This is a genomic window from Rhodococcus sp. PvR044, from assembly GCF_040548995.1.
GTDB lineage: Bacteria > Actinomycetota > Actinomycetes > Mycobacteriales > Mycobacteriaceae > Rhodococcus_G > Rhodococcus_G oryzae.
The window spans coordinates 16,344-42,709 of record NZ_JBEPSX010000004.1 but is presented as its reverse complement, the minus strand read 5'-3'; the positions used below and the strand labels follow the sequence as shown (position 1 = coordinate 42,709).

23 protein-coding genes are annotated in these 26,366 nt (G+C 69.6%); 12 read left to right on the top strand and 11 right to left on the bottom strand.

What is annotated here, in order from left to right; translation table 11 throughout:
• The first annotated feature begins 45 nt into the window (after positions 1–45).
• The 6 genes from ABIC28_RS11105 to ABIC28_RS11080 all read left to right on the top strand — a co-directional run bounded on the left by ABIC28_RS11105 (position 46) and on the right by ABIC28_RS11080 (position 5,979).
• Positions 46–1,212 carry an FAD-dependent oxidoreductase gene (locus ABIC28_RS11105; RefSeq protein WP_209927339.1) on the top strand — a complete coding sequence of 389 codons (1,167 nt, stop codon included), beginning with the start codon at positions 46–48 and terminating at the stop codon, positions 1,210–1,212.
• Positions 1,209–2,348 carry an NAD(P)/FAD-dependent oxidoreductase gene (locus ABIC28_RS11100; RefSeq protein WP_209927341.1) on the top strand — a complete coding sequence of 380 codons (1,140 nt, stop codon included), beginning with the start codon at positions 1,209–1,211 and terminating at the stop codon, positions 2,346–2,348. The genes ABIC28_RS11105 and ABIC28_RS11100 overlap by 4 nt, the downstream gene beginning before the upstream one ends.
• A gap of 492 nt (positions 2,349–2,840) precedes the next feature.
• Entirely contained in the window at positions 2,841–3,422 is a 582-nt protein-coding gene (locus ABIC28_RS11095) for a TetR/AcrR family transcriptional regulator (RefSeq protein WP_097212262.1), read from the top strand.
• 174 nt (positions 3,423–3,596) lie between these two features.
• Positions 3,597–3,821 (top strand): hypothetical protein, encoded by a 225-nt coding sequence (locus ABIC28_RS11090; protein WP_354578889.1) that lies wholly within the window; start codon positions 3,597–3,599, stop codon positions 3,819–3,821.
• A 33-nt stretch (positions 3,822–3,854) separates the two neighbouring features.
• A complete protein-coding gene (locus ABIC28_RS11085) occupies positions 3,855–4,616 on the top strand; it encodes an SDR family NAD(P)-dependent oxidoreductase (protein ID WP_209927346.1) in 762 nt (253 codons plus the stop codon).
• Between the two features lie 115 nt (positions 4,617–4,731).
• Complete coding sequence (locus ABIC28_RS11080; RefSeq protein WP_354578887.1) at positions 4,732–5,979, top strand: aminodeoxychorismate synthase component I; 1,248 nt, start codon at positions 4,732–4,734, stop codon at positions 5,977–5,979.
• A 6-nt stretch (positions 5,980–5,985) separates the two neighbouring features.
• Here the strand turns inward: ABIC28_RS11080 and ABIC28_RS11075 are convergent, their stop codons facing one another.
• Together ABIC28_RS11075 and rsmI are read right to left on the bottom strand one after the other, a co-directional pair.
• Positions 5,986–10,146, bottom strand: a complete 4,161-nt coding sequence (locus ABIC28_RS11075; protein ID WP_354578885.1) for an nSTAND1 domain-containing NTPase — start codon at positions 10,144–10,146, stop codon at positions 5,986–5,988.
• Positions 10,147–10,527: 381 nt separating this feature from the next.
• Positions 10,528–11,358 carry a 16S rRNA (cytidine(1402)-2'-O)-methyltransferase gene (gene rsmI / locus ABIC28_RS11070; RefSeq protein WP_097212257.1) on the bottom strand — a complete coding sequence of 277 codons (831 nt, stop codon included), beginning with the start codon at positions 11,356–11,358 and terminating at the stop codon, positions 10,528–10,530.
• 72 nt (positions 11,359–11,430) lie between these two features.
• Here rsmI and ABIC28_RS11065 point away from each other — a divergent pair, with 72 nt between their 5' ends.
• Positions 11,431–12,939, top strand: coding sequence for a dolichyl-phosphate-mannose--protein mannosyltransferase (locus ABIC28_RS11065; RefSeq protein ID WP_097212401.1), 1,509 nt, complete (start codon positions 11,431–11,433; stop codon positions 12,937–12,939).
• A gap of 167 nt (positions 12,940–13,106) precedes the next feature.
• A complete protein-coding gene (locus ABIC28_RS11060) occupies positions 13,107–14,714 on the top strand; it encodes an AMP-binding protein (RefSeq protein ID WP_354578882.1) in 1,608 nt (535 codons plus the stop codon).
• Between the two features lie 48 nt (positions 14,715–14,762).
• Here the strand turns inward: ABIC28_RS11060 and ABIC28_RS11055 are convergent, their stop codons facing one another.
• The 5 genes from ABIC28_RS11055 to ABIC28_RS11035 form a co-directional block, all read right to left on the bottom strand.
• Positions 14,763–16,412, bottom strand: coding sequence for a BCCT family transporter (locus ABIC28_RS11055; protein ID WP_097212255.1), 1,650 nt, complete (start codon positions 16,410–16,412; stop codon positions 14,763–14,765).
• A gap of 83 nt (positions 16,413–16,495) precedes the next feature.
• On the bottom strand, positions 16,496–16,924 hold the full coding sequence (locus tag ABIC28_RS11050) for a DoxX family protein (RefSeq protein ID WP_269588914.1): 429 nt from the start codon (positions 16,922–16,924) through the stop codon (positions 16,496–16,498).
• Between the two features lie 101 nt (positions 16,925–17,025).
• On the bottom strand, positions 17,026–17,385 hold the full coding sequence (locus ABIC28_RS11045) for a GntR family transcriptional regulator (protein ID WP_097212254.1): 360 nt from the start codon (positions 17,383–17,385) through the stop codon (positions 17,026–17,028).
• A gap of 28 nt (positions 17,386–17,413) precedes the next feature.
• Positions 17,414–17,842 (bottom strand): nuclear transport factor 2 family protein, encoded by a 429-nt coding sequence (locus ABIC28_RS11040; RefSeq protein ID WP_097212253.1) that lies wholly within the window; start codon positions 17,840–17,842, stop codon positions 17,414–17,416.
• Between the two features lie 59 nt (positions 17,843–17,901).
• Positions 17,902–19,170 carry a PucR family transcriptional regulator gene (locus ABIC28_RS11035; protein WP_354578878.1) on the bottom strand — a complete coding sequence of 423 codons (1,269 nt, stop codon included), beginning with the start codon at positions 19,168–19,170 and terminating at the stop codon, positions 17,902–17,904.
• Positions 19,171–19,311: 141 nt separating this feature from the next.
• On the opposite strand from ABIC28_RS11035, the gene ABIC28_RS11030 reads away from it, so the two are divergent.
• From ABIC28_RS11030 to arsC, 3 genes are all read left to right on the top strand, one after another.
• A complete protein-coding gene (locus tag ABIC28_RS11030; protein WP_097212399.1) occupies positions 19,312–20,187 on the top strand; it encodes an SGNH/GDSL hydrolase family protein in 876 nt (291 codons plus the stop codon).
• Between the two features lie 77 nt (positions 20,188–20,264).
• A complete protein-coding gene (locus tag ABIC28_RS11025; protein ID WP_354578876.1) occupies positions 20,265–21,629 on the top strand; it encodes a spinster family MFS transporter in 1,365 nt (454 codons plus the stop codon).
• A gap of 22 nt (positions 21,630–21,651) precedes the next feature.
• Positions 21,652–21,996, top strand: coding sequence for an arsenate reductase (glutaredoxin) (gene arsC, locus ABIC28_RS11020; RefSeq protein WP_269588917.1), 345 nt, complete (start codon positions 21,652–21,654; stop codon positions 21,994–21,996).
• Positions 21,997–22,065: 69 nt separating this feature from the next.
• On the opposite strand, the gene ABIC28_RS11015 is transcribed toward arsC, so the two are convergent.
• Positions 22,066–22,506, bottom strand: a complete 441-nt coding sequence (locus ABIC28_RS11015) for an Rv1352/Rv1906c domain-containing protein (protein ID WP_209927357.1) — start codon at positions 22,504–22,506, stop codon at positions 22,066–22,068.
• Between the two features lie 174 nt (positions 22,507–22,680).
• Positions 22,681–23,913, bottom strand: coding sequence for an arginine deiminase (locus ABIC28_RS11010; RefSeq protein ID WP_097212249.1), 1,233 nt, complete (start codon positions 23,911–23,913; stop codon positions 22,681–22,683).
• Positions 23,914–24,015: 102 nt separating this feature from the next.
• Here ABIC28_RS11010 and soxR point away from each other — a divergent pair, with 102 nt between their 5' ends.
• Positions 24,016–24,480 (top strand): redox-sensitive transcriptional activator SoxR, encoded by a 465-nt coding sequence (gene soxR / locus ABIC28_RS11005; RefSeq protein ID WP_027501142.1) that lies wholly within the window; start codon positions 24,016–24,018, stop codon positions 24,478–24,480.
• A gap of 23 nt (positions 24,481–24,503) precedes the next feature.
• Here the strand turns inward: soxR and ABIC28_RS11000 are convergent, their stop codons facing one another.
• Positions 24,504–25,136, bottom strand: coding sequence for a response regulator (locus ABIC28_RS11000; RefSeq protein WP_169310525.1), 633 nt, complete (start codon positions 25,134–25,136; stop codon positions 24,504–24,506).
• On the bottom strand, positions 25,133–26,347 hold the full coding sequence (locus tag ABIC28_RS10995) for a sensor histidine kinase (protein WP_354578872.1): 1,215 nt from the start codon (positions 26,345–26,347) through the stop codon (positions 25,133–25,135). Before ABIC28_RS10995 ends, ABIC28_RS11000 begins: the two co-directional genes overlap by 4 nt.
• Between the last annotated feature and the right edge of the window lie 19 nt (positions 26,348–26,366).

Below are 26,366 nucleotides of genomic sequence, written 5' to 3'. Positions count from 1 at the left end.
ACAATGCATTGGAGTAATCATCACCCGCTCCTTACCGTCACAGGCATGACAGATTCGGTTTCTGTGATCGGCGGCGGCCTGGCCGGACTCACCGCTGCGATCGCCTGCGCGGAGGCGGGCGCCCGGGTCACCCTGCACGAGGCACACGGCACGCTCGGCGGCCGAGCCCGCGCCACGGCCGGCCCGTACATCGCCCACGAGGGCGCGCACGTGTTCTACGCGGACGGCCCGCACTGGCAGTGGCTCAAGCGACGCGGATTCGTCGATGGCCTGTGCCTGCCCCCGATCCGCAGCATCGGGCTGCTCGGCTTCCGGTCGCGCGGCAGATTTCGCAGGCGGCCGCCGAGGGGAATGCTGCGCGCCCAGCTCACGCCCTGGGCCACCGCACCCATCGACACGGACTTCCATTCATGGGCCGCACAGCGTTTCGGGCACGACGCCGCGACCGCGATGGCGAACTCCGTCGGCGTCGCCACCTACGACGCGGACACCGGGAGGCTCTCGGCCGCGTTCGTGTGGGATCTGTTTCAACGGATCTACGGGCCGAGGGTGCCCGGCGTGCGCTACGTGGCAGGCGGCTGGCAGGCGGTCACCGACCGGATGGCGGTCCGCGCACGCGACCTCGGGGTCCGGATCGAGCTGGGCTCCCGAGTGGACACGATCCCCGCCACACCGACGATCGTCGCGACCGAACTGTCCTCCGCGCGAACCCTCCTCGGCGACTCGGCGCTGAGCTGGCAGAGCGGACACTGCGTGATGCTCGACCTCGCCGTCCGCGAGGGACGGCGCGACCTGTTCACCGCCGCCGACCTCGATGAGGGCGGCTTCCACGAGTGCTACTCGATGCAGGACCGCTCCGTCGCGCCGCCGAGCGAGTCCCTGTTCCAGATCGACATGCCGGTGCGCGCGGGCGAGTCGGTCGACCAGGCGCGCACCCGTCTACACAGGTTCACCGACCTCACGGTTCCTGGCTGGCGCGACCGCGTCACCTGGCAGCGGACCGCGACGGCGAGGGGCAGGACCGGTGCCATCGACCTGCCCGGCCAGACCTGGCGCGACCGCCCCGCGATCGACCGGGGCTCGGGGGTGTACCTCGTCGGGGACATGGTCGCTGCCCCCGGGATGCGCGGGGAGATCGCGATCAACAGCGCGCTACGCGCGGCCACCTCCGTGGCGGCCGAACTGAAACTGTCGAAGGGGGTGCGCCGATGAGCGCAAGTGTCGTGGTCGTGGGAGCGGGATACGCCGGGGTGATGACGGCGAACCGGCTGAAATCACGGAGCGAGGACACGCAGGTGATCGTCGTCAATCCCCGGCCGGTGTTCGTCGAACGCATCCGGCTTCATCAGCTCGTCACCGGAAGCTCCGACGCCACAATCTCATTCGAGCAGATACTCCACCCTGGGGTGGAGCTGCGCGTGGGGACCGTCGAGCGGATCGACGCGCGGGACGGCTCGATCGTATTGAGCGATGGCGAGCTCCTGGCCTACGACCACCTGATCTACGCGGTCGGCAGCACCGACCGACGCGACCACATCCCGGGGGCTTCCGAACACGCCTTCTCCCTGTCCGAGTTCGAACAGGCCCACCTGCTCCGGCTCCGATTGCGGGCTCTTCCGCGACCGCTCGCCGTCACCGTGATCGGGGGCGGACTGACCGGTATCGAGGCGGCGGCCGAGTTCGCCGAAAACGATCCCGAGATCGCCGTGTCCCTGGTGTCCGACTCCCCTGTGGCGCACGCCCTGCCGCCACGGACGCGACGCAAGATCCTCGATACGCTGACCACGCTCGGCGTCGAGGCGATCGACGGGGACCGGGTGGCCGAAATCGCCGAGGGCAAGGTCACTCTCGCGGACGGGCGGATCCTGCGGAGCGACTGCACGGTGCTCGCGACCGCCTTCGCGGTGCCCGACCTGGCGCGCAGGAGTGGACTCGAGGTCGATGTCGACGGCCGACTGCTGGTCGACGCGACGTTGACCAGCCGGAGCGCCCCGTCGGTCGTAGGAGCCGGTGACGCGGTCGCCGGACCCGCGGACGAACTCGGCCACCTCCGGATGAGCTGCCAGGCGGCCCTCCCGATGGGCGCGCACGCCGCCGACACCGTCCTCGCCCGTCTCGGCGGCGCCGAACCGACGCAGCTCTCGCTCGGATTCGTTGGCCAGTGCATCAGTCTCGGCCGGCGGCGCGGAGCCTTCCAACCGACCCACGCGGACGACTCCCCCGCCTGGCCTGCGATCACCGGCCGCGTGGGAGCACTCGTGAAGGAGCAGGTCTGCCTCACGACGGTGCGCTGGATGACGAAGCAGGCGACTCGCGGGGCGTACCGCTGGCGTCGCGGCCCGCACTGACGGCCCGGTGACGGCTCGATTCGGGTGCGCGGGTGGGGAGCCAGACCTCAGCGTCACCGTGCACAGCAGGCGAGTCCATCTCGACAACCCGTACGCCAAGCAGAAGGCCTTGCCGCTCACCTCGATCGGCCATGCCAATCATGTTCGGACCCTGCATAATTCGCGAATGTCCACCGCCACGAATGGGCGGCGCCCCTGTCAATCTCGAACAGGTCGAGATGCTGTTCACCTCGCCGCTCATCCAGACGACCAGGCCGATGAGCAAGGACGGACAGATGATCGCGGGGTGAGCCGCGGGAATGACCGCAAGGTTCCCGCTTCACGACGGCCCACGCACCCGTCGCGAAAGCGGTTTTCTCCACTACCCCAACCTGATTGGGATGCGCGACTACCCTCCAGCAAGCCCAGCCGCCTCGACCGGCGGCGACACCCGCTGACACCACCACCGTCCATACTTGACCAATCATTCCAATAAAGAGTACCGTCCCAGCCATGGCGAGGACAAAAGCGTTCGACCCCGATGTCGCACTCCAGTCGGCGCTGGAGTTGTTCTGGCGCCACGGCTACGAGGCCACGTCCATGACCGACCTCGTCGAGCACCTCGGCGTCGGCCGAGCAAGCCTCTACGCCACCTTCGGGAACAAGCACGACCTCTACCTGAAGGCGATGGACCGGTATGGAGAAACCCGCGACCCGCGACTGTTCAGCGAACTCTCACAGCCTGGCCCAGCCCTGCCCGCCGTCCGCGCGGTGGTGCGTCGCTTCGCCGACGAGGCCTCCTCCAACCAGCGCCTGAACGGCTGTTTCATCACCAACACGGCAGCCGAACTGGGCCCACACGACACCGACGCTGCCCGTCGGGTCGAGGTGAGCTGGGAGCATATCGAGACCCTGCTCTACTCCGCCCTCGTCCGGGCTCAGGCCCAGGGTGAACTGCCCGCCAATCGCGATCCGCGCGGACTGGCCCGCATGCTGCTCGTACTGATGCAAGGCATGCGGGTGGTCGGTAAGGCCTCGAGCGATCCCGTGCGGGTACACACCGCGGCCGAGCAGGCACTGACCCTGCTGGACTGACCGATCATCCGAGCAGAAGCCTGCCCTTCGCATGTCCACATAATGGAACGATCAGTTCAAAAATACCGGGAATCATGACAGCTACGAAGCCGCAAATCGGCACCGGCCCAGGCGCAGGCAAAGGCCACCGCGCCCGCCTTCCCCCTCCTAGGCACCGTCCTGGCCGACCTGATCTTGCTCAGCGCCGGATACTTGCTGACCTTCGCCGGTCTGCGGGGCTGCTGTCCTGGTTCGGCCTGGTTCCCGGCCTGCTGCTCCCGCCTGCGGGCGCCACGCGCCGTCGTGTTCGCGCTCCTGCTCACCCTCGGCAGTGACGCCTCGTCGCTTGCCGCCACCGCAACGGCGTTCACCCTGGCCGCCCTCCCGCACCTCCGCGCCCACTGCCCGACCACCCAGTAGTCAACCAGCTGTCAACCCAGAGGAGCTCCAACCATGACCGCACGTTTCGCCGGTAAGACCGTCCTCGTGACCGGAGCCGGTTCCGGCCTCGGCCGCGCCATCGCCCTCGCCTTCGCAGGGGAGGGCGCGGCCGTGGTCGCCGCGGGCCGCACCGCCGCACCCCTCGCGGACACCGTCGCGTTGATCTGTGAGCAGGGCGGCACCGCCGCCGCAATCACTGCCGACGTCACCCGATCCGATTCGATGGACGCCCTGGTGCGGGGCAGCGTCGACCGCTTCGGCGGCCTCGACGTCGCCGTCAACAACGCGGGTATCTTCCGCGGCGGACAGCCTGTCGCCGACCTGCCCGAGGAAGACTTTCGGAATCTTCTCGACGTCAACGTCACCGGTGTCCTGCTCGCCATGCAGGCCGAGATCAGGCACATGCGCACGAGCGGAGGCGGCGCGATCGTCAACATCGCCTCCAATCTCGGTGCACACCAACGAATCCCGGGTGTCGCCGGGTACATCGTGTCCAAGGCCGCCGTCTCCGCCCTCACCCGGGCCGCCGCACTCGACCACATCGGGGACGGCATCCGGATCAACGCGGTCAGCCCGGGCGCCTCCGATACGACGATGTCGCTACGACCGGGCGAGACGGAGGCTGAGCGCGAAGTTCGCATCCGGCAGCAGTCTCCACTCGGACGGATGACCGCCACCGGCGAGGTCGCGGCCGCAGCCCTGTACCTCGCGTCGACCGAGGCCGGCTCCGTGGTCGGCGCCGATCTGGTGATCGACGGCGGCGTCTCAGCCTGAGGAGACCCTCGACCGCCGGCTGAGGTTCGCCCCTCCCGCACCATTTCGACCGCGACGAAGGTCTGTCGACCCGCACGATTCGGGTGTGCAGGTGGGGCCGTGTCACGCTTGTCGGGTGCGGATCGAGCGGATTGGTGACGGCGGCGACCCGACCGACGTGTTGCGCGCTCTCGCGAGCCTGGCCGTCGACCGCGGCGCACCCGCTCCCGCGGCGCTGATCGGTGACTGGTTCGGATCCCGGGCGGTACTGGCCCCGACCGTGCACACCCTCCCCGCCGGCCAGGCGAGCACCTTCGACCTCTCGGACCGGGAAACCGGCGGCGACACGGGACCGCGCGCGGACGGCGGCCCGGTGATCGGCGGCGGCTGGATCGGCTATCTCGCCTACCCGGACACCCCGGCAAGCGGGGCCACCGCCGCGCTCCCCGCCGCGGCCGGCGGCTGGACGGACTCGGTGTTGCGGCAGGACGCCGACGGCTGCTGGTGGTACGAAAGCCTGACCGACGACCCCTGCCCGGCGGCGTGGTCGGACGCGGTCACCGCGGCCGCCGCCCCGGCGCAGCCCTGGTGGATCGAGTGGACCGCCCCCGACCGGGAGGCGCACCGTAACGGTGTGCTGCAGTGCCTCGAGGCCATCCGGCAGGGTGAGGTGTACCAGGCCTGCGTGTGCACCCAGTTCCGCGGCCGCGCGGACGGCGATCCGCTGCATTTCTTCGCCGACGCCGTGGCCGCGACCCGTCCCGCCCGCGCCGCCTTCGTGCAGGGCGAGTGGGGTGCGGTGGCATCGCTCTCCCCCGAACTGTTCCTCTCCCGCCACGGGGACTCGCTCCGCTCGAGCCCGATCAAGGGCACGCTGCCGATCGCCGACGATCCGGACCGCCTGCGTGCCTCCATCAAGGACGTCGCGGAGAACGTGATGATCGTCGACCTGGTGCGCAACGACCTCGGCCGGGTCGCGGTGCCCGGATCGGTCACGGTCACCGATCTGCTCGGTGTCTACCCCGCCCCTGGGGTCTGGCATCTGGTCTCCACCGTCGCCGCGACCGCCGCGCCCGGCACCACCACCGCGGCCCTATTGGAGGCCTCCTTCCCACCCGCCTCGGTCACCGGCTGCCCGAAACACCGCGCCCGCCAACTCCTCTCCCAATGGGAGCCGAACCATCGCGGGGTGTACTGCGGCGCAGTCGGGTTCGCGTCCCCGCTCGCAGGCACCGAACTGAACGTGGCGATCCGCACCGTCGAATTCGACCCGGGCGGGAACACGGTGCTCGGCGTCGGCGGCGGCATCACCATCGACTCCGACCCGGATGCCGAATGGCAGGAATGCCTCGACAAGGCCTCGAGCATCATGTCGCTCGGATAGTCGTCCTCACGCCTGCGCGCAGGCCTGCTCGCCCGAACCGGACAGCTCGAAGTCCGCCGCGCGGTCCGCCGACAGCGGCGCCGTCGACGAGCAGATTCGGCGGATGATCGACGGCGCGTCTAGCTCCCAGATCCGCAGCACGCCCTCACCGTCCCCGGAGAGGGCGGCGTGACTGCCGGGCAGGAAGGCCACCTGCCATCGACCGGTACCGGCGGTGGTGAGCGGCCCGCCGACATTGCGCATCGACCCCGCGTCGGCGACGTCCCACAGCCGCACCGTGCCGTCGTCGCTGCCGCTGATCACGTGGCGGCCGTCGGGGTCGAACGACACCGAGTACACGGTGCCGGTGTGTCCGCGCAGCGGCGAACCCCTCATGGCGAGAGAACCGTCGGCTGCCCGGTCCCACAGCACGATCGACTGCTCGTCGCCCCCGGTCGCCAGCATCGTCCCGTCCGGGCTGAACGAGATCGAGTTGATCCCGTCCGCCTGACCGCCGTCCGGAACCGCGACCTCGCGCGGGCTCGCCGCGTCCCGCACGTCCCAGGCGTGCATCCCGCCGTCCGCGTCTGCCGCCACCAGGTTGCGCCCGTCCGGGCTGAAGGCCACCGTGCGAACGAGATTGGTCGGACCGGCGAGCGGTTCACCCCACGGCACCGGCCTTTCCGGATCCGCCAGGTTCCACAGCCGGACGCTGACGTCATCCGCACCGATGGCGAGGGTCGACCCGTCCGGACTGAAGGCCAACTCCCAGGTGAATCTCGTCTGCGTCAGGATCGGTCCACCGAGAGCACGCGGGTGGGCCGGGTCGTGCACGTCCCAGAGCTGCACCTGACCGCCGGAGGTCGGTGCGGTCGCCATCGTCCCGCCGTCGGGAGCCAGCGCCACCACATGGGCTCCGCCGAGCGGGCGCGGCAGGGCGAGCGCACTCGCCAGGGACAACCGTCGGTCACCGTCGACCCGCCACAACCGGATCACCGAGTCGTATCCACCGGTCACCACCAACGATCCGTCGCGGCTCGGCGCGGGCTGGGTGAGCCCCGACCCCGAGACGTGAATCGCGGTCGTCGGCAGGGTCCACACCCGCACCGTCGAGTCCTGTCCCCCGGTCACGATGGCGGAACCGTCGGGCACCAGGGCGAGCGCGGGGACTCCGCCGCCGTTGCCGGTCAACGCCGGACGCAGCTCGCGCAGGGTCCGCGAGGCGGGGTCGAGGGACCAGGTCTTCACCGTGCCGTCCCACGATGCGCTCGCAAGCGTCGCGCCGTCCGGCGCGAAGGCGATCGTCCACACCCCACCGGTGTGGGCCTGGATCGGGGCCCCGATCTCGCCGACCGCCCGCACGTCGGTGGTGTCGAACACCCGGAGGAACCCGTCATCGCTGCTGGCGGCGAGGGTCCGCCCGTCGGGCGCGAACGCCACCGAGTGCACCACGTCGCCGAAACCGGTCAGCACCGACGGCAGCGGGACCGGCGCGACGCCCGCGCCCACCCCGGCGATGTCCCACAGCCGGATGCTCCGGTCATCGCTCGCGGTCGCCAGCACCGCCGAGTCCCCGCGGAACGACACCGTCCGGACCGCGCCCTGATGGGCGAGCAGCACCGTTGACCCGAAGTGACCGGAGAACGGATCCGAGGTGTCGAACATCGTCACGGTGCCGTCGTCGTTCGGCACGGCCAGGATCCGGCCCTCCGGGCTGAACCGGAGGTTGTGGACCGCCCGGGTCCCCACCTTGGTCCCCTCGAGCAGCGGACGCGGCGCGGACCTGTCGGTGATGTCCCAGATGAACACGAGGCCATCGCCGCTGCCCGCGGCCAGGATCCTGCCGTCCGGGCTGAAGGACACCGACGCCATGTACTTCTCGGCCCCGCCGAGAGGGGCGCCGATCGGTCGTGGGTCGGTGCGGTCGGTGAGGTCCCACAGTCGAACTGTGCGGTCGTCGCTGGCCGAGGCGATCGTCGAGCCGTCGCGCGAGACCGCCACCCCGTAGACCGGGCCCTGATGGCCGGTCAGGACGCGGCCCACCGGGGTCGATTCGGTCGCGATCAGGCGTGAGTACGCGGCATCGTTGCCCGGCTTCATCTGCCAGGCCTCGATGGCCAGCCGCGCGGAGGTCGTCGGGTCGGAGTCCCGCAGCGAATCCGTCAGCGCGATCAGCTGGCGGAACTGAGCGGCCGAGCGTTCCGATTCGGCGCGCTGCTTCGCCGTCCATGCCATCGACACCGCGACCAACGCGATCACCGTGGACACCACCAGCGCCGCCATCACGGCCCGCTGGATCCAGGTGTCCCGGCGCACGTGCCCGGTCGAGGTGGCGAGGAACTCCGAGGCCGTCGGGGTCAGGGAGGCGGCCACCTTCGTCGCGCCCAGCCCCTCGACGGCGACCCTCGACGCATCGTGCTCGGCGACCATGTCGAGGCGGCCGCGCTGATAGAGCAGGCTGCTGTTGTGGTCCGCCTGTTCCCAGTTCGCGGCGTCCGCCTCGATCTGCTGGCGCAGCGCGGTATATCGGCGATCCTCCTGGATCCACTGTTTCAGCCGCGGCCAGGCATCGATCACCGCGTCGTGGATGAGCTCCACGCTCTCGGTGTCCGCGACGAGGACCCGGGCCGCGATGAACTGGTCCACCACCTGCCTGCCGGTGGCCGTGTCCTCGCCTGCGAAGGCCAGCAACTGCGGCAGCGAACGACGGATCTTCACGTCGGTGCCGGTGTCCGTGACGTACACCAGGTGCACCAGCATCGCTCGGGCCAGCACCTGGCCCCGCTCGTCCAACGCCGCCCAGGTGCGCTCGGCCGTCGCTGCGACCGACCCACGCACGCCGCCGGTGGCGCGGTAGCTCGCCACGGTGAGCACTCCTCCGCGTCTGCGCTCCCACATCGTGTCGAGCAGATGTGAGAGCAGCGGCAGGACGGTGCCCGCGCCTTCGTCCGAGGTGAGCACCCCGAGATCGTGCAGGATGAGGTCGACCAGCCCCGCCTCGAGTTTGAGACCGATCATCCGGGCGGGCTGGGTGATCACCTCCACCATGTCCTCCCGCGTCAGCGGCGCGAGGACCTTGCTGTGACGTTCGAACGCGCGGGCGAGCACCGGCTGGGACAGCGCGTGCTCGTAGAAGTCCGAGCGCATCGTCGCGACGACGACGGGCGCGGCATCGGGCGTCTCCTCGGCACCGACCGTCGTGGCCGCGAGATCGAGGAGGGTGAGGAAGCGGTCGCGCTCCTCGGGATCGTCACATTGGGTGAACAGCTCCTCGATCTGGTCCACGACGATCAACAGCGGGTTCGGCTCCAGCCGGGCGGCGACCGCGCGGACCGCGCGGCGCACGATCTCCGGCCGAGGATCCGAGGCCGCCTCCCGCAGCTCCGGGAGCGCCTCGCCCAGCGACTGCAACGGACGCGGTCCCGGCGTGAGCACGACCGGCCTGCCACCGGCGTCGGATCCCGGGCCCGCCAGTTCCGCGACGAGACCGGCCTGGACCAACGAGGACTTCCCCACTCCCGAGGCACCGGTCACGATCACCAGTCCGTGCCCCTGCGCGGAGGTGACCGTCTCGACCAGACCGGGCAGGCTGGCGCCGCGCCCGAAGAACAGCCGCGCGTCCTCGGCCCGGTACGGCTCGAGCCCCCGATACGGACGAACGCCGGTCACCGGGACGGCCACCACCTGATCGGCCGGCTCGCCACGGCCGCGCGTGGCGTTCGCGTCGCGGGCACTCGTCCACCACGCCAGCCATTGCTTCATCGAGTACAGGCCGGCCACCGGCGGCTGGGTGCCGTGTAGCGCCTGGGCCGCTCGGATGAGGACCACCAGAACCGGGCGGACGGAGTCGAACGTCGCGGGGACCCGCTTGCCCGAACGCCAGTCGCTCAGTCGCTGGACCGAGATCTGCCGGTCCGTGCCGATGGTTCGGCCGACCGCAGACGCCTCGGAGACGACCTTCTTCAGAGCGGGCCCGCCCGCCGTCGCGAACAGCAGGCGTAACTGATCTGCGAAGTGCAGGCGCGCTTGTGCGTCCGGGTCGCTCCGCGGGCTCCGCTCCTGTGCGTCCGGGTCGCTCCGCGGGCTCCGCGCCTGTGCATCCGGGTCACTCCGCGGGCTCCGCGCCTGTGCATCCCGGTCCCTCCCTGAGGCACTGTCCACCGCATCAGCCGAATCGCCACCGGACATCGTCGATCACCCCAGTTCCTGCCATGGAAATTCCGCTGCGGAAAAGTTCCTCACCCACTGCGAACTGGGACGATACCCGGATACCGGGACGCGGGGTTTGGTTGGGTCCCAGCCACCGGCAAGAGTTGATCTCGACGCACGGGGGGCCCTGCATCACCGCGCCACACCGGCGGGAACTGTTCAGCCCGAGGGGGGGTTGTTCCCGCCGGTGTGCACGTGGCCGACCACACACGACGGAGTGACCATGAGCAGAATCGCCGCCAAGATCGCGTCCACGGTTCCACCGACTCTCGCCGCAGCACTCATCCTCGCCGCCGCGGTCGGCCTCATCATGTTGATGGGCGCACCGCCGAACTGACGCTTCGGCGATGCCGGACCCACTCAGTCCTGACGGGCCGCCAGCACCGCCTCGTAGACTTCACGCTTGGACACCCCGGCGGTCGCGACCATCGCGCATGCGTCCTTGAGCCGCGCCCCGGACTCCACGAGCCGCTCCACCTCCCCGACCAGATCCTCGGGCTCCGCGGCGACCAGTCGCGCGGCCTCCAGCACGACGGTGATCTCCCCGCGTGCCCCCTCGATCGCCCACTCCGCCAGCTCGGCCAGGGTGCCGCGGCGCACCTCTTCGTAGGTCTTGGTCAGCTCCCGGCACACCGCAGCGCGGCGGTCCCCGCCGAGCACCTCGACCGCGTCGGCGAGGCACGCGGCCAGCCGGTGCGGCGCCTCGAAGAACACGCACGCCCGCTGCTCGGTGCGAAGCGACTCCAACCAGGTTCGGCGCTGACCCTGCTTGCGCGGCGGGAACCCGTCGAAGCAGAAGCGCTCGACCGGCAGTCCGGACAGCGCCAGCGCGGTCGTCACGGCCGACGGGCCCGGCAGGCAGGTCACCGGCAGGTCCTTCTCGACACACGCCGCCACCAACCGGTAGCCGGGGTCGCTGACCGACGGCATCCCCGCGTCGGTCACCAGCAACACCGTCTTGCCCTCGGAGACATCGGCGACCAACGCCGGCAGCCGGGTCGTCTCCACCTGGTCGTAGAAACTGACCACCTTGCCGGTGATCACCACCCCGAGCGCGGACGCCAGATGCTTGGTGCGGCGGGTGTCCTCCGCCGCGACGACGTCCGCGGTGGCGAGGGCCTCCTTGAGGCGTTCGGAGGCGTCACGGACCTCACCCATCGGTGTCGCGGCTAGGACAAGACGACCGTTCATGTCCCACAGCCTACGATCGAGCACGTGACCCAGTTGACCGACGAGCGCGCGACGCCCGCAGTCGACACCTTGATCGTCAGCCCGGCGCCGACGGCGCCTGCCCTCGATCCCGGCCCCACCGACCGGATGCGCGGCTGGGCGGTCACCATCTTCCTCACCACGCTGGCGGCGATCACCCGCTTCGTCATGCTCGGCTACCCCACCGACGCGGGCACCCCGGTGTTCGACGAGAAGCACTATGCGCCCCAGGGCTGGCAGGTGCTCACCGGCGGCTGGCTCGAGGACAACCCCGGCTATGGCCTCGTGGTGCACCCGCCGATCGGCAAGCAGTTGATCGCCGTCGGCGAGGCGATCTTCGGCTACAACGGCTGGGGCTGGCGGTTCGCGTCCGCGGTCGCGGGCACCATCCTGGTGCTGCTCGTGGTGCGGATCGTCCGCCGAATGGCCCGCTCCACCCTCGTCGGGGCGATCGCCGGGCTGCTGATCATCGCCGACGGCGTCACGTTCGTGTCCTCGCGGATCGGGATGCTGGACATCTTCATGGCCGTGTTCGTGGTCGCGGCGTTCGGCTGTCTCGTGGTCGACCGGGACCAGGTGCGCGAACGAATGGCCCTGGTGTGGGTCGAGGGCCGCATCCACGACTCCCCGTACGGGCCACGACTCGGCGTGCGCTGGTGGCGATTCGGCGCGGGCGTGCTGCTCGGGCTGGCGTGCGGCACCAAGTGGTCGGGCGTGTACTTCATCGTCTTCTTCGGTCTCCTGAGCGTCGCGTTCGACGTTGCCGCCCGGCGCGCCTACGGCGTCCGCAGACCGTGGATCGGCGCCGGGCTGCGTGACGTGGGGCCGGCGCTCTACGCGCTGGTCGTGATCCCGCTGCTGGTGTACCTGGCGAGCTACTGGTCGTGGTTCGCCTCGGAGACCGGCGTCGACCGGAACGCCGTCGGCACCAAGGTGGGCCTCGGCGGGAACTTCGCGTTCGTACCGGACGCGCTGCGCTCGCTCTGGTACTACAGCGGAAACGTGCTCGAATTCCACTCCGGGCTCACCAATTCCGCGGGCAACCATCACCCGTGGGAGTCGAAGCCGTGGTCGTGGCCGATGGGGCTGCGCCCGATGCTGTACTACTTCGCCGACGGCGAGCAGATCTCCGGGTGCGGCGCATCGAGCTGCGTCAAGGCGGTCATGCTGATCGGCACCCCGGCTATCTGGTGGCTGGCGCTGCCGATGCTCGCGTGGGCGCTGTGGCGCACGGTGGTGTCGAAGGACTGGCGCTACGCGGCCGTGCTCACCGGCTACGGCGCCGGACTGCTGCCGTGGTTCGTCACCATGGACCGCCAGATGTACTTCTTCTACGCCGTCGCCCTTGCCCCGTTCCTCGTGATGGGACTGGCGCTGGCGCTCGGCGAGATCATCGGCAGGGCCCGTGCCTCCGCGGAACGACGCGGCACCGGCCTGCTCGCGGTCTGCCTCTACCTCGGCCTGGTGATCGCGAACTTCATCTGGCTCTGGCCGGTTCTCACCGCGATCCCGATCACGCCGGAGGCCTGGCAGCAGCAGCTGTGGCTGCCGAGCTGGCGCTGACCCGGACTTCGGGTCGCCCCCGCTGAATTCAATCAAGCATGCTTGATTGTTTTTCCGTTCGCGCCTACAGTCGCCTCCCAAGGGGCCGAATGTGACCCCAGTCACCAACCTCGTGGGCGCCCAGCCGTTCGGGTGGCGCGTCCCTTGACGTCCAGTGGAGGCCACGTATGCAAGCCGATCTGTCCGGTCTGACCGCGCTCGAGGTCAATCTGGCCACCCGCACCTCGCTGGGCGACGCCCTCACCCGGTCGGCCCGAATGTTCGGCTCCCGCAACGCGATCGCGGACCGCGGCCGCTCGGTCACCTACCGCGAACTCGACGCCGCAGCGGAGTCCTTCGGGCGCTCGCTCCTCGAGTCGGGGCTGTCCCACCAGCAACCGGTCGCGATGCTGATGGGCAATTCGTGGCAGTTCGTCGCGACCTACTTCGCCTGCGCCAAGGCGGGCCTGGTGGCGATGCCGGTGAACGTAGTGCTCGCGCCCGAGGACATCGCGTGGATCCTGAACGACTCCGGCACCACCACCGTCGTCGCCGATGCCGCCTTCGCCCCGCTCCTCGAGAAGATCCTGCCCGAGCTGACCGGGGTGAAGTCCGTTGTCCTCGTCGGCGTGGAACCGGCCACTGCGGTGGGCGGGCTCGCGACCCGATCCTGGGAGGATCTCGCGTCACGTGCGGCCGCCGGTCCGCTCGAGGTGCTCGTCGAGGACCGCGACGTGGTGCAGTGCCTGTACACCTCCGGCACCACGTCCCGCCCCAAGGGTGTTCTTGTCAGCCACACCGCGGTCTTCGTGGCGGGCCTGACCAACGCGTTGATGCAGGGCGCATCCTGGGGTGGCGAGCACGCGACCCTGGTCAACGTGCTGCCGATGTTCCACACCACGGGCCTGAACACGCTGGTCCTGCCGACCCTGATGATCGGCGGCACGGTGGTGCTGCCCGGACCGTTCGACCCGGGCGCCGTGCTCGACGCCATCGAGGCGCACCGGGCGACCCACGTGATGTTCCTGCCGATCATGTACCGCGCACTGGTGAGCACGCAGGCCGCCGCGGCGCGGGACCTCTCCTCGGTCAAGCTGTGCATCTACGCGATGGCCCCCATGCCCGACGCACTCCTGGATCAGGTCGACGAGGCGTTCCCGAACGCGGCGGTGATCCTCGGGTCCGGTCAGACCGAGGTGGTCCCCGCGACCGTGCTGCAGTGGCCGGAGCACCGCCACACCAAGGCGAACTCGTGGGGTCCGCCGGTCCCGACCGTCGAGGTGCAGATCATGGACAACGACGGCGCGCTGCTGCCCGCGGGCGAGACCGGCGAGATCGTCTACCGGGGACCGCATGTCAGCAGCGGCTACTGGAACAACGCCGACGCCAATCGGGCGGCCTTCGCGCACGGCTGGTTCCACAGCGGCGACGTCGGCCATCTCGACGAGGACGGGGTCGTCTGGTTCACCGATCGACTCAAGGACATCATCAAGAGCGGCGGCGAGAACGTCTCGTCCGTGGATGTCGAGCGTGTCGTCTCGGCGGCGCCGGGGGTCCAGGAGTGCTCCGTCGTCGGTCTGCCGGACGAGCGCTGGGGCGAGGCGGTCTACGCGGTGGTCGTCGCCACTGACGCCACCGTCGCACCCGGCGAGCTCGAAGCCCAGGTGATCGCCCACGCCAAGCAGCACCTCGCCGGTTTCCAGGTGCCCAAGCGAGTGATCGTCGTCGACGAATTGCCCAAGACTGCGACCGGCAAGGCCCGCAAGCATGAACTCAGGGCCGGCTTGAGCCGCTGAGCAGTCCGATGAGACGGAAACCCGTGCTGCTCACGGGTTTCCGTCCCATCAGGCCGAGGAACCGTTACCGACAGATCTACTCGGACCGCGTCGGGGGCGCGGCGTCCGCCGCCGCTCCCGCTTCGCCTCCAGGATCATCGGGTCGTGACACAGGTCCCGGTAGAGCGAGACACACAAGCCGATCATCACCAGGACGAACGGCGCCGCCGCGATGATCGTCATCGTCTGCAGACCGTGCAGCGCGTCCTCGCCGCCCGTCCACAGCAGCAACGCCGCGACCCCGCCGGTGGCCAGACCCCAGAAGATCACGACCCAGCGGCTGGGGTCGAGGGTGCCGCGCTGCGAGAGCGTTCCCATCACCATCGACGCGGCGTCCGCGCCGGAGACGAAGAAGATCGAGACCAGGAGCATCACCAGGACGGTCGAGATGCCGGCCAGCGGCAGATTGTCCAGCATGCCGAAGAGCTGGGATTCGGAGCTACCGCGCCCCGCCAGGTCGATGCCGCTGCGCTGCTCGCCGATGGCCGCGCCGCCGAACACCGAGAACCAGAACAGGCTGACCAGACTCGGGACCAAGATCACGCCGATCACGAACTCGCGGATGGTGCGGCCGCGGCTGATGCGGGCCAGGAACATGCCGACGAACGGGGTCCACGAGATCCACCAGGCCCAGTAGAAGATCGTCCACGAGGACAGCCACTCGGCGGTCTCCGGATTGCTCGATGCCGCTGTGCGGGCGGACATCTCCGCGATCTCGGCGGCGTAGGCGCCAAGGGCGGTGGGTATCAGATTGAGGATCAGCACCGTCGGCCCGAGCACGAATACGAACAGCGCGAGCACCAGCGCCAGCACCATGTTGATGTTCGACAACCACTGAATGCCCTTGGCTACTCCCGAGACCGCGGACGCGACGAACACCAGCGTCAACACGGCGACGATGGCGACAAGCAGCAGCGTGCCCGCCTCGTCCAACCAGCCCGCGACCTCGAAGCCCGAGCCGATCTGCAGCGCGCCCAACCCGAGGGACGCGGCGGTTCCGAACATGGTCGCGAAGATGGCCAGGATATCGATGACCTTGCCGATCGGCCCCTCCGCGCGACGCCCGAGCAGCGCGACGAACGCGGAGCTGAAGAGCTGCTTGCGACCGCGCCGGTAGGTGCCGTAGGCGAGCGCCAACCCCACCACCGCGTAGGTGGACCACGGATGCAGGCTCCAGTGGAACATCGTGGTCGCCATCGCGGTGCCGACGCCCCCGTCGGTCCCCGGCGGCGGGTTCACGAAATGTGCGAGCGGCTCGGCGACACCGAAGTACATGAGCCCGATGCCCATTCCCGCACTGAACATCATGGCGATCCAGCTGACGGTGTTGAACTCCGGCTTCTCGCCGTCCTTCCCGAGCGGGATCCGGCCGTACTTGCTCAGTGCCAGCCACAGGGCGAACAACACGAATCCGGTGGCGGCCAGAATGAACAGCCAGCCCAGGTTGGTGACCAGCCAATCGAGCACGGTGCCGGTGACGGAATCGAGGCTGTCCGGACCGACCAGGCCCCAGACCACGATCGCAGCGACGATCGCGGCGGTGACCCCGAATACCACATGGTCGGTCCGGACACCGCTCGTGCGCGTCAAGACATGACCGATGATCTCGTCGTCGGTGCGGTCGGAATCCTGCTCGGATAGATCGGAATTCGACGCCATGTGCCCCTACGTTGCTTGCCCGCTCCGGCAAATGCAAGCGCGACAGGCGTGGAACGACGACCTTCCCGAGCGGCTCCGTCCCGCTACGCCCTCGACCGTGCCGACGATTTACGGCCGAGAATCCCGTCGACGCTGAACCGTCCGGCGCCGGTCGCGGCGAGCAGCAGCGATCCCACGCCGAGCGCCAGTACCAGCTCGTATCCGCCTTCGCCGACGAAGATGCCCTTGTCGTAGTGCACGATGGCGAACGCCCCGACCATGTTGAGGAACAACAGGATCCCGGCGATCGGCGTGGCGACCCCCGCAATGAGGGCGAAGCCACCCACCAGTTCGATGGTCGCGGCCACGATCGCGGAGAGGTCCGGCATGGGCGCGCCCATGCCCTCGAACGCCACCTGCGTCTTGTCGATCCCCATGGTGAAGAACTTCTGCCAGCCGTGGGCGACGAAGATGACGCCGATGCCGACCCGGGCGATGAGGATGGCGAGGTCACGGAATGCGGCGGATTTCATGATGGAGTCCTTTTCGGTGTGCGGCGCGACGGACGGGAACGGCACCAACTCTGACACACCATGGTTGAAGCGTCAACCATTACCCCGGTCGCGGGACCCGTTCAGGCCCCCCGCAGCGCCGCCTTGAACAAACGCTCGGCGGTCTCGTCGCCGAGGCCGAGTCCGCGGACGGTGGCGACGTAGTCGGTGGCGGCGCGCTGCGCGGCGGCCATCGAGGCGTCTCCGACCGCGGCCACGAAGGACCCCAGCCGCCCCCTCGTCTCGATCGCCCCGAGCTGTTCGAGCTCTCGATACGCCCGGGCCACGGTGTTCGCGGCCAGCCCCAGCTCCTCGGCGAGGGCCCGCACGGTCGGCAGCTTGGTGCCCGCGATCAGCTCGCCGCGCCGGACGCGATCGAGGATCTGCAGCCGCAGCTGCTCATACGGCGCCGTGGACGAGTGTGGGTCGATGTCGATGCGCATGATCAACGCTAACCCCGCGACGCCGCGGTCAGTCCGCGAACGCCTCCGCCACACCGTCGAACCACGCCGACTCCTCGACAAGGCTGCGACTGCGCCAGCCCTCGGGCGTGCGAACGAGCTCGTGGTTGTACCAGCCGCCGCAGAAGAACTGCCTGTCCTTCTTGACGATCATCGGATTGAAGAACATGGCCCGGACCCGGGCCCGGTCACCGTCGAGTTCCACGTCGATGTTCGAGACGAAGTGCTGCGTCTGCGCGAACAGGTCGAGCATCGTCGCGAGCTGCGCGACGACGAACTCCAGGTCACCGACCGGCCCTCCCGCGGTGGAGTAGTCGATGTGCGCGTCCGGGGTGAACACGGTGCGATAGAGATCCCAGTCCTTGCTGTCCACCGCGTGCGCATAGCGGGTGAACAGATCCTGTATCTCGATGCGGTCGGAGATCGTCTGCAGGTCCATGCCGACATACAAACGCACCGGCGGCCCGTCGCGCCGCCGAATGCGCCAACGACTGCCGTTCAGGTCCGCCCGGCGCCCGTGCGCCTCGCCGCGAGCGCCGCGGTGACGCGGACCAGATCCCGCGGCGACGACACGTCCAGCCCGGTCAACGTCGAGAGCTTGCGAAGCCGGTAGAGCACCGTGTTCGGATGGACGTGTAGGGCCACGGCCGCGGCCGCCCGGTCGTAGCCGGCGTCAACGAAGGCTTCGAGGGTGCGCAGGATCGGCTCGTGGGCATCCAACGGGGACAACAGATTCGCCAGCACCGCGTGCGCTGCGCTCGGCCTGGTCAGCTGATACTCGACCGGGACATCCCGCAGCCGGAAGAGCCCGCCGCGGTGCCCGTGACACCGCGCCACCTCGAGTACCTCGCGAGCCTCCTGCAACGCGCCCGGTACCCGGGACGGCACCGCGGCGGAGACCGCGATGACGACCGCGGCGCCGATCGCCCGTTCGAGATCGAGCAGATTGCGGCGCAGCTGCGCGAACTGGGTGCTGTCCCCCCAGTTGTCCTCGGCGGGATCGGAATCGACGATGGGGATCAGCGCCGTCCCGCCGCTGCTGGTCACCGCGCACAGCGCCTTGTCCCTGCCGACGTTGTCGAGTTCGCGCTGCAGCCGCCGCACCTTGCGGCGCTCGGCCACCGCGGTGTCCACCTCCGCCGCGGATTCGTCGGGGTGCGGATCGACGTGGATCGCGACGATCCAGTAGAGCCGGGCGAGCGTCAGACCGACCCGATCCGCGGTCCCGGCCGGGTCGGTTCCCGCGGACAACGCCATCAGCAGGGCGCGCCTGGCGGCGTCGTCCTCCCCCGCGGTCGCATGGTCCGACCCGTATCCGGCCACCACCGCGGACGTCGCGGCCAGCAGGTAGGTGTGCAGCTGCCGCCCGGCCCGCGCCAGGGCCGGACCGTCCCCGTCGGTGGCCAGCTCCGCGATCGCCGCCCACCAGTGCTGGATCCCGAGGTGGTACGCGTGCAGCACCTCGGCGAGCGGTACCAGCTCCTCCGCACGGCGGCCGGCGGAATCACGCAGCTCCGCCACCTCCCCCGGGGTCGGCTCACCCGCGGTCCTCAGCATCGCGATGAACAGTTCCAGGTTCCGGCGCACGATGGCGGTGACGTCGATGCGGATGGCTTCCTCGGGTAGCGACCGGTAGAAGGGCACATCGGTCCGCACCGCGTGCACCGTCTCCGCGACCAGCGCGTGCGTCCGCTGGGCCAGCTGGTCCGCCAGCGACCGACCGCCGATCGTGATGGGCCCGTCCGGGTCATTTTTGATTCCAGACACAAAAACCTCCGAATAGTTGATCGCAATCTACAACCGCGACCAGCAGTTTTCCGATCAATATGTAATCCACGCCACTCTCAGATGCACAAAGGGCGCATCACACGGGGGCGGGCTATGAGAGAAGGAGTCTCGGTGACCAACATGATCCGTCGCGCCACCCGGTCGGGAGCCACGGCCGCCGCCGCACTGTGTCTGCTGGCGGCCGCGGCCGCGGGCAGCGCCGGCGCTGCGCCGCTGCAACCCGGCGCAATCGACTACGTCGCGCTCGGCGACTCCGCCGCCGCCGGGCCGCTGCTCCCCGACCAGGACATGAGCGCACCCGGATGCCTGCGGTCACGGGACAACTACCCCGCGGTGGTCGCCGCGGCCCTCGGCGCCACCCTCACCGACGTCACCTGCTCGTCCGCCAGGACGGCACACATCACCGACACGCGGCAGGGCACGTTCGCCGGTGCCGTGCCCCCGCAGCTCGATGCGCTCGGTCCCGATACCGACCTCGTCACGGTCACCATCGGAGCGAACGACTTCAACCTCTTCAGCACTGCCCTCAGCTGCACCAACCCGCTGCCGCAACCGACCGGCACCTCCTGCCGCGACAAGTTCACCGCGGGTGGGCGCAACCAGCAGCGGGACCTGATCCGCGACTGGGCCCCGACCTGGGGCGCGATGCTCGACAAGATCCGCGAACGCGCACCCCACGCCGAGATCGCGGTGGTCGGGTACGGCACCTACCTCCGACCGGGCGGATGCCCTGCGCAGCAGCCGATCTGGCCGCAAGACGCCGACTACCTGCAGAGCGTGATGGCGGACGCGAACGAGGCGATGGCGGCCGAGGCGGCCCGACGCGACATCCGATTCATCGACATCAGGCAGGCCACCTCCGGCCACGACATCTGCGCGGGCCCCACCCAGGCCCACTATGCGGGTCTGGTCCCGTCGGAGCCCGCGGTGCCGCTGCACCCGACGGTGCTCGGCATGCAGGCGATCGGCGCACACGTCGCCGGCGAGCTGCGCTGAGCGCCACGCCCCATCCCACCGCACCGCCTGCGGCAGTGCACTTTCCGTCCCCACCCTCACCGAACCAGCGAGGCCCCATGTCCGTGCACGAACCAACGGTTGCGCCATCGGCGCTGCCTGCCGCCACGACCAAGGTCGTCAGCGGGGCGCTGATCGCCCTGTTCCTGGCGAATCTGGTCAACTTCTTCGACCGTGCGATCCCGTCGGTGGTCGCCGAACCCATCAAGGCCGAGTTCTCGCTCAGCGACTTGCAACTCGGCCTCATCATGTCGGCGTTCACGTTGGTGTACGCGGTGGCGGGGCTGCCGCTCGGCCGACTCGCAGACCGCGGCGACCGGCCGAAGATCATCGGCGCCGGGCTGCTGCTGTGGAGCGGACTGACCGCGGCGACCGGCGCCGCGGGCAACTACATGCTCTTCATCCTGGCCCGGCTCGGTGTCGGCGTCGGCGAGGCCAGCTTCACCCCGGCCGCGAATTCGATGATCGGCGACATGTATCCGGCGGAGCGACGCTCACGGGCGCTCGGCGTCTTCATGCTCGGACTCCCGGTCGGACTCATGCTGGCGTACTTCACCGTCGGCAAGATCACGGAGGCCTTCGGTTCCTGGCGGGCGCCGTTCTTCGTGGCGGCCGTGCCCGGTGTGCTGCTCGCCCTTGTCATGTTCCGGATGCGCGACCCCGAACGCGGCGGCTCGGAGCACACCGCCGCGGGCGTCGTGCTGGCGGACGACGCCGCGATCACCCGGCCGATCCGCCGACTGCTGTCGATCCCGACCCTGCGATGGCTGATCCTCGCGGGCTTGACCTTCAACTTCGCCGCGTACGCGGTGAACTCGTTCGTGGTTCCGCTGCTGATGCGCCAGTACGAACTGAAGCTGACACCCGCCGCCGCGGTCACCGGGATCATCGTCGGCTTGACCGGGCTGATCGGCCTGCTGGCGGGCGCGCGACTGGCGGACCGCGCGGCGACCACCTCACCGAACGCGCGGCTCACCATCGGAGTCGTCAGCTGCGCGGTGGCCGCGCCGCTGACCGCCCTCGCGCTGATGCAGAACGGCGGGAGCGTCGTGGCCTTCACCGCGCTCTTCGCCGCCGGCTGGCTGCTCGCCTATGGCTTCTACATCAGCGTCTACCCCGCGATCCACGACGTGGTGGTCCCGCGACTGCGCGCCACCGCGACCGCGCTGTTCTTCGCGGCCATGTACCTGCTCGGTGGATTCTCGGGCCCGGTCGTGGTCGGCGCCATCTCCGACTGGTTCGCTCAGCGGGCCCTCGACGCGGCCGGCACCGGCACGCTTGCACAGTATTCGGGCCAGGGGCTGAACTCGGCCATGTACCTGATCCCGCTGATGTTGGTCCTCACGGCCGTGTTCATCTACCTGGCCACCCGAACCATCGCCGCCGACTCCACCCGGATGCGCCGGTCACTGGAGGGCCGGTGAACGGTTCGGGGACAATGACGTCATGGCCGACGCGACTATCTATCACAACCAGCGCTGCAGCACCTCGCGCACCGTTCTGAAGCTGATCGAGGAGGCCGGCATCGAGCCGACCATCGTCAAGTACCTGGAGACGCCGCCCTCGCGCGACGGACTGCGGAAGCTCCTCGACGACGCCGGGCTCAAGCCGAGCGAGGCGATCCGCAAGAAGGAAGCGGTCTACAAGGAACTCGGCCTGACCGAGGCGAGCGAGGACGAACTGCTCGAGGCCATGGTGGAGAACCCGATCCTCATCGAGCGGCCCATCGTGGTGACGGCCAAGGGCACCGTGCTCGCCCGGCCGGCCGAGCGGGTCGCCACGATCCTGTAGCCACACCGATCCGAACACGGCCCCGCCGGCTCACGCCGACGGGGCCGTGCTGCGTTCACTTCTGGATTCCTACGATCCCACCGAACCGAAATCGACCGATCCCAGATCCATCGAGCCGAGATCGAGCGAGCCCGACGCGTCCTCCTCCTCGGTCTCCACCGGCTCCGGCTCCGTGACGACCGGGGTCTCGGGCACCGCGACCTCCTCCGGCGTCCAGACGCCGCAGTTGTAGGTGACGAAGGTGCTGTCGGTGGCCTGCAGCGTGACCGCCGACGGGCCGTTGGTCTGCATGTACTCGATGACCGTCGGCTGCCCGTTCGTGAGCGAGAGCCGCGTCCAGGTGCACGGTGCGCCGAGCGTTGTCGGCCCCGTCGACTCGTAGGTGCCCGGCGCGAGCCCGGCGGTACCCACCTGGAACCCACCGTCGTGGGTGATTACCGGGGTGCCGGCAAAGGCGACGCCCGCGCCCGCGAGAACGCCTCCCGCAACCGCCACGGATGCGATCGACATCGAAACCAGCTTGCGCATAACTTCCTTCCACACTTCGTCCAAGTTGGACAATTGTCCAAGCGAGAAGGTAGCCACAATCGGGGTGATCACACGACGAATCCCGCATTGGTGACGCGGGTCACAGAAGGGGTGCGGCGGCGACGGTTTCGCCTGCCGCATCGGACCTTTGGCGGTTCAGAGCAGATCGCGCGACACCGGGCAGGACATGCACCGCGGGCCGCCCCGGCCCGAGCCGAGCTCGGACCCGGATATGCGCAGCACCTCGATCCCCGATGCCTCCAGCCGCGAGTTCGTCACGACGTTCCGCTCGTAGGCGACGACCACCCCCGGCTCCAGTGCGAGAGTGTTGTTGCCGTCGTCCCACTGCTCGCGTTCGGCAGTGACGTTGTCGAGCCCGGTGTCGATCACCCGGAGCTTGCCGATGCCCATCGCGTCGGCCGCGGCCTTCAGGAACGGTTCGGCGCCTCGAATGCTCACCCCCACGTCCTCACGGTGAATGGTGAACGCGGACAGACTGTCCTGAATGGCGGGATACATCACCACGGCGTCGACGTCGACCATCGTGCACACCGTGTCGAGGTGCATCGACGCTCGCGACTGGGCGATCGGGACCACCAGCACCGAGTGTGCGAGGCCGTCCTCGAAAACGCTGCGCGCCAACGCCTCCGCCCCGGCCGGGGTGGTCCGCTCTCCCACCCCCACGGCCACCACACCCGGCGCGAGCAGCAACACGTCGCCGCCCTCGACCGGCGCGGTATGCGACTCATAGGCCCGCCGCACCCCGAGAAAGCGGGGGTGGTGCGCGTAGATCAGGTCGGTCAGCGAGGCCTCGCGCACCCGGGCAGGCAGGGCCAGCGCGGTGATCGCGACCCTGTCCCCGATCCAGAAGGAGGAGTCCCTGGTGAACAGCAGGTTCGGCAGCGGCTCGATCACGAAGTCGCCGCCGTGGTGCATCCGCCGCACCAGCGATGCGCCGCCGGGCCCGAGCGGGAGCTCGTCGAACGTCATACCCGCGGTCAGGATGGTGGCCAGGGCCGCGGGCTCGACGGACCGCAGGTGCGCGGCGAGTTCCTGGGCGAGCGGGTGGCCGAGCCGGCGGGGGTCGACTGCCGCCGAGATGCCCTGCATGCGGGCCGCTCCGCTCACGGTCAGGGTCTCGGTGAGCACCTCTGACAACAGCAGCACCTCGACCCCACGCGAGCGCAGCAGCGCGGCGAACGCGTCGTGCTCCTCCTGCGCCCGGTCCACCCAGGGCAACCCGTCGAACAGCAGTTGGTCGTTGTTGCGCGGGGTCAGCCGCTTGAGCTCGTCACCGGGGCGGTGCAGGAGCACGGTGCGCAGGGTGCCCACCTCGGAGTTGGCCCCCAACACGGACGGCCCCTCGTTTCCCACTGCGCTGCGCTCCATGGCTAGACGGTAGTGCGCGCCAGGCCGCGCCGCGAGGGCTTCGAATCAGGGGCCTGACCCGATTCCCTCAACTAAGGTCGAGGTCGACGAGGGGAGGCGCCGGTGGAGATGCCGGACTGGAAGGCCAAGGAACTCACCCCGGGGCAGCTGTCCGAGCGCAGCGGGGTGGCGGTGTCCGCGTTGCATTTCTATGAGCGTGAGGGGCTCATAGAGAGCCGCCGGACAAGTGGGAACCAGCGCCGCTATGCACGCGACACCCTGCGCCGGGTGGCCTTCATCCGGATCTCCCAGCAGGTAGGCATCCCGCTCGCGGAGATCCGGGAGGCGCTCGACACGCTGCCCGAGGGACGGACCCCGACCCGGGCCGACTGGGAACGGCTCTCGACGAGCTGGCACGCCGACCTGGACCGGCGCATCGAGCAGCTGACCCGACTCCGGGACAACCTCACCGGCTGCATCGGCTGCGGATGCCTCTCCATGAACAGCTGCGCGCTCGCCAACCCGCACGACCGGCTCGCCACCGCGGGCCCCGGTGCCCGGGTACTGGACGTTCGACTCCGCCGCTGATCACCCGGGCTCGGCGCACGGCCTCAGCGCAGCAGGCCGCGCTCGCGCGCCGCGGCAACGGCGGCCGTCCTGCTGTCCACGCCGAGCTTCGAGAACACATGCACCAGATGCGACTTCACGGTCGCCTCGGTGACGAACAGTTGCTTGGCGATGGCCCGGTTCGACAGCCCGTCCGCCACCAGCCGGACGATCTCCGTCTCGCGGGCGCTCAGGTCGACCCGGGGCTCACGGATCCGCCGGTACAGCCGTTGCGCCACATCCGGATTGAGTACCGTCTCGCCCCTGGACGCGGCCCACACCGCGTCCAGCAGCACCTGCGGATCGCTGTCCTTGAGCAGGTACCCGGCCGCACCGGCCTCGACCGCGCGCAGGATGTCGGCGTCGGTGTCATAGGTGGTGAGCACCACCACCCGCGGCGGATCGGGTCGGGCCATGATCGCCTCGGTGGACTGCGCGCCGTCCATTCCCGCGCCGAGTCGCAGGTCCATCAGCACCACGTCCGGCCGTGTCGTCTCGACCAATTCGAGCGCCTGCTCGCCCGAGGCCGCCTCCGCCACCACGTCCAGGCCCTCGTGCGAGGACAGCAGGGCCCGCAACCCAGCCCGGACCACCGGATGATCGTCGACCAGCAACAGCCGCAGCCGCGGGCCGGTCACGACTGTGCCCCTGAGACGGGAAGCGTTGCCGCCAGGGCAGTTCCGTCGCCCGGCGCCGACTCGACGACCAGCGAGCCGCCCAGCGTCTCGAGCCGGTCGCGCATCGCGCGCAGTCCGAACGAGGCCGGATCGACAACGGAAGCGGGATCGAACCCCACCCCGTCGTCCACGACATCGAGACGCACCTCGTCCTGGTCGTAGCTCAGCGTCACCCGGACGTTCTCGGCCTGCGAATGCAGCCGGACGTTGGCCAGCGCGCTCTGCGCCACGCGCAACAACGCCACATCGAAGTCCATCGGCAGCGGCAGCGGATCCCCCTCGACATGCAGCAGGCCGACGATCCCGGTGTGCGTGCCCAGCTGCGTCAACTGGCGGCCTAACGCGGACTCCAGCGAGGCGTCCTCGAGCGCCGACGGCGTCAGCGCCCCGACCACCCGGCGTGCCTCGGCGAGGTTGTCCTGGGCGGTCTCCGCGATCTGCGCGAGGACCGCCTTGGGGTCATCGCCGCGCTGACCCGCACGAGCCAACAGCACGATGGACGAGAAGCCCTGCGCCAGGGTGTCGTGGATGTCCCTCGCCAGCCGTGCGCGCTCCGCCACCGCGCCCGCCTCGCGTTGCAACGCGTTCAATTCGTCCTGCGCGCTGAGCAATTCGTCGTGGGATCGGGTCAGTTCGTCCAACAGGCGCTGACGTTGCTGGGTGTCGCGCAGCAACTGCTGGTAGATCAGCGCCATCCCCGCAGCGGCGGTCGCACCGAAGATCGGACCGAGGAAGGACGCGACGGTGTTGCTGGTGCCGTGCAAGAGCGTGGCGGCGATGACCACCGCGGTGATCCCGACCGTCGCCGCCAGCGCCACCCTGGTCGAGAGCAGATGGAAGCACAGGAAGAACAGCGGGAACGCGACCCACACGAAGCCGGCACCGAGCACGGACAGCCCGAGCCAGCCGAGCACCAGGACGCCCAGCCACAGCGGTCCGTACCAGTCGCGGCCCGTCGTCTCGGCGGCGCGACGGGCGAACCACACTCCGAGCAGGTACCAGGCCAGCACCGCCGCGGCGAGCACGAATGCGGGCAGCGGATTCGGCTCATCGACGGCCGCCCTGGCGGTCCCGACGGCCAGCAGGACGAGGAACAGCCCGTGCGCGCCGACCTGCATGATGCGCAGCACCGGCGTCGTGCCGCGGGCGTGGCGGTATTCGGGCAACAGCATTTCATCCACGCTAACACCA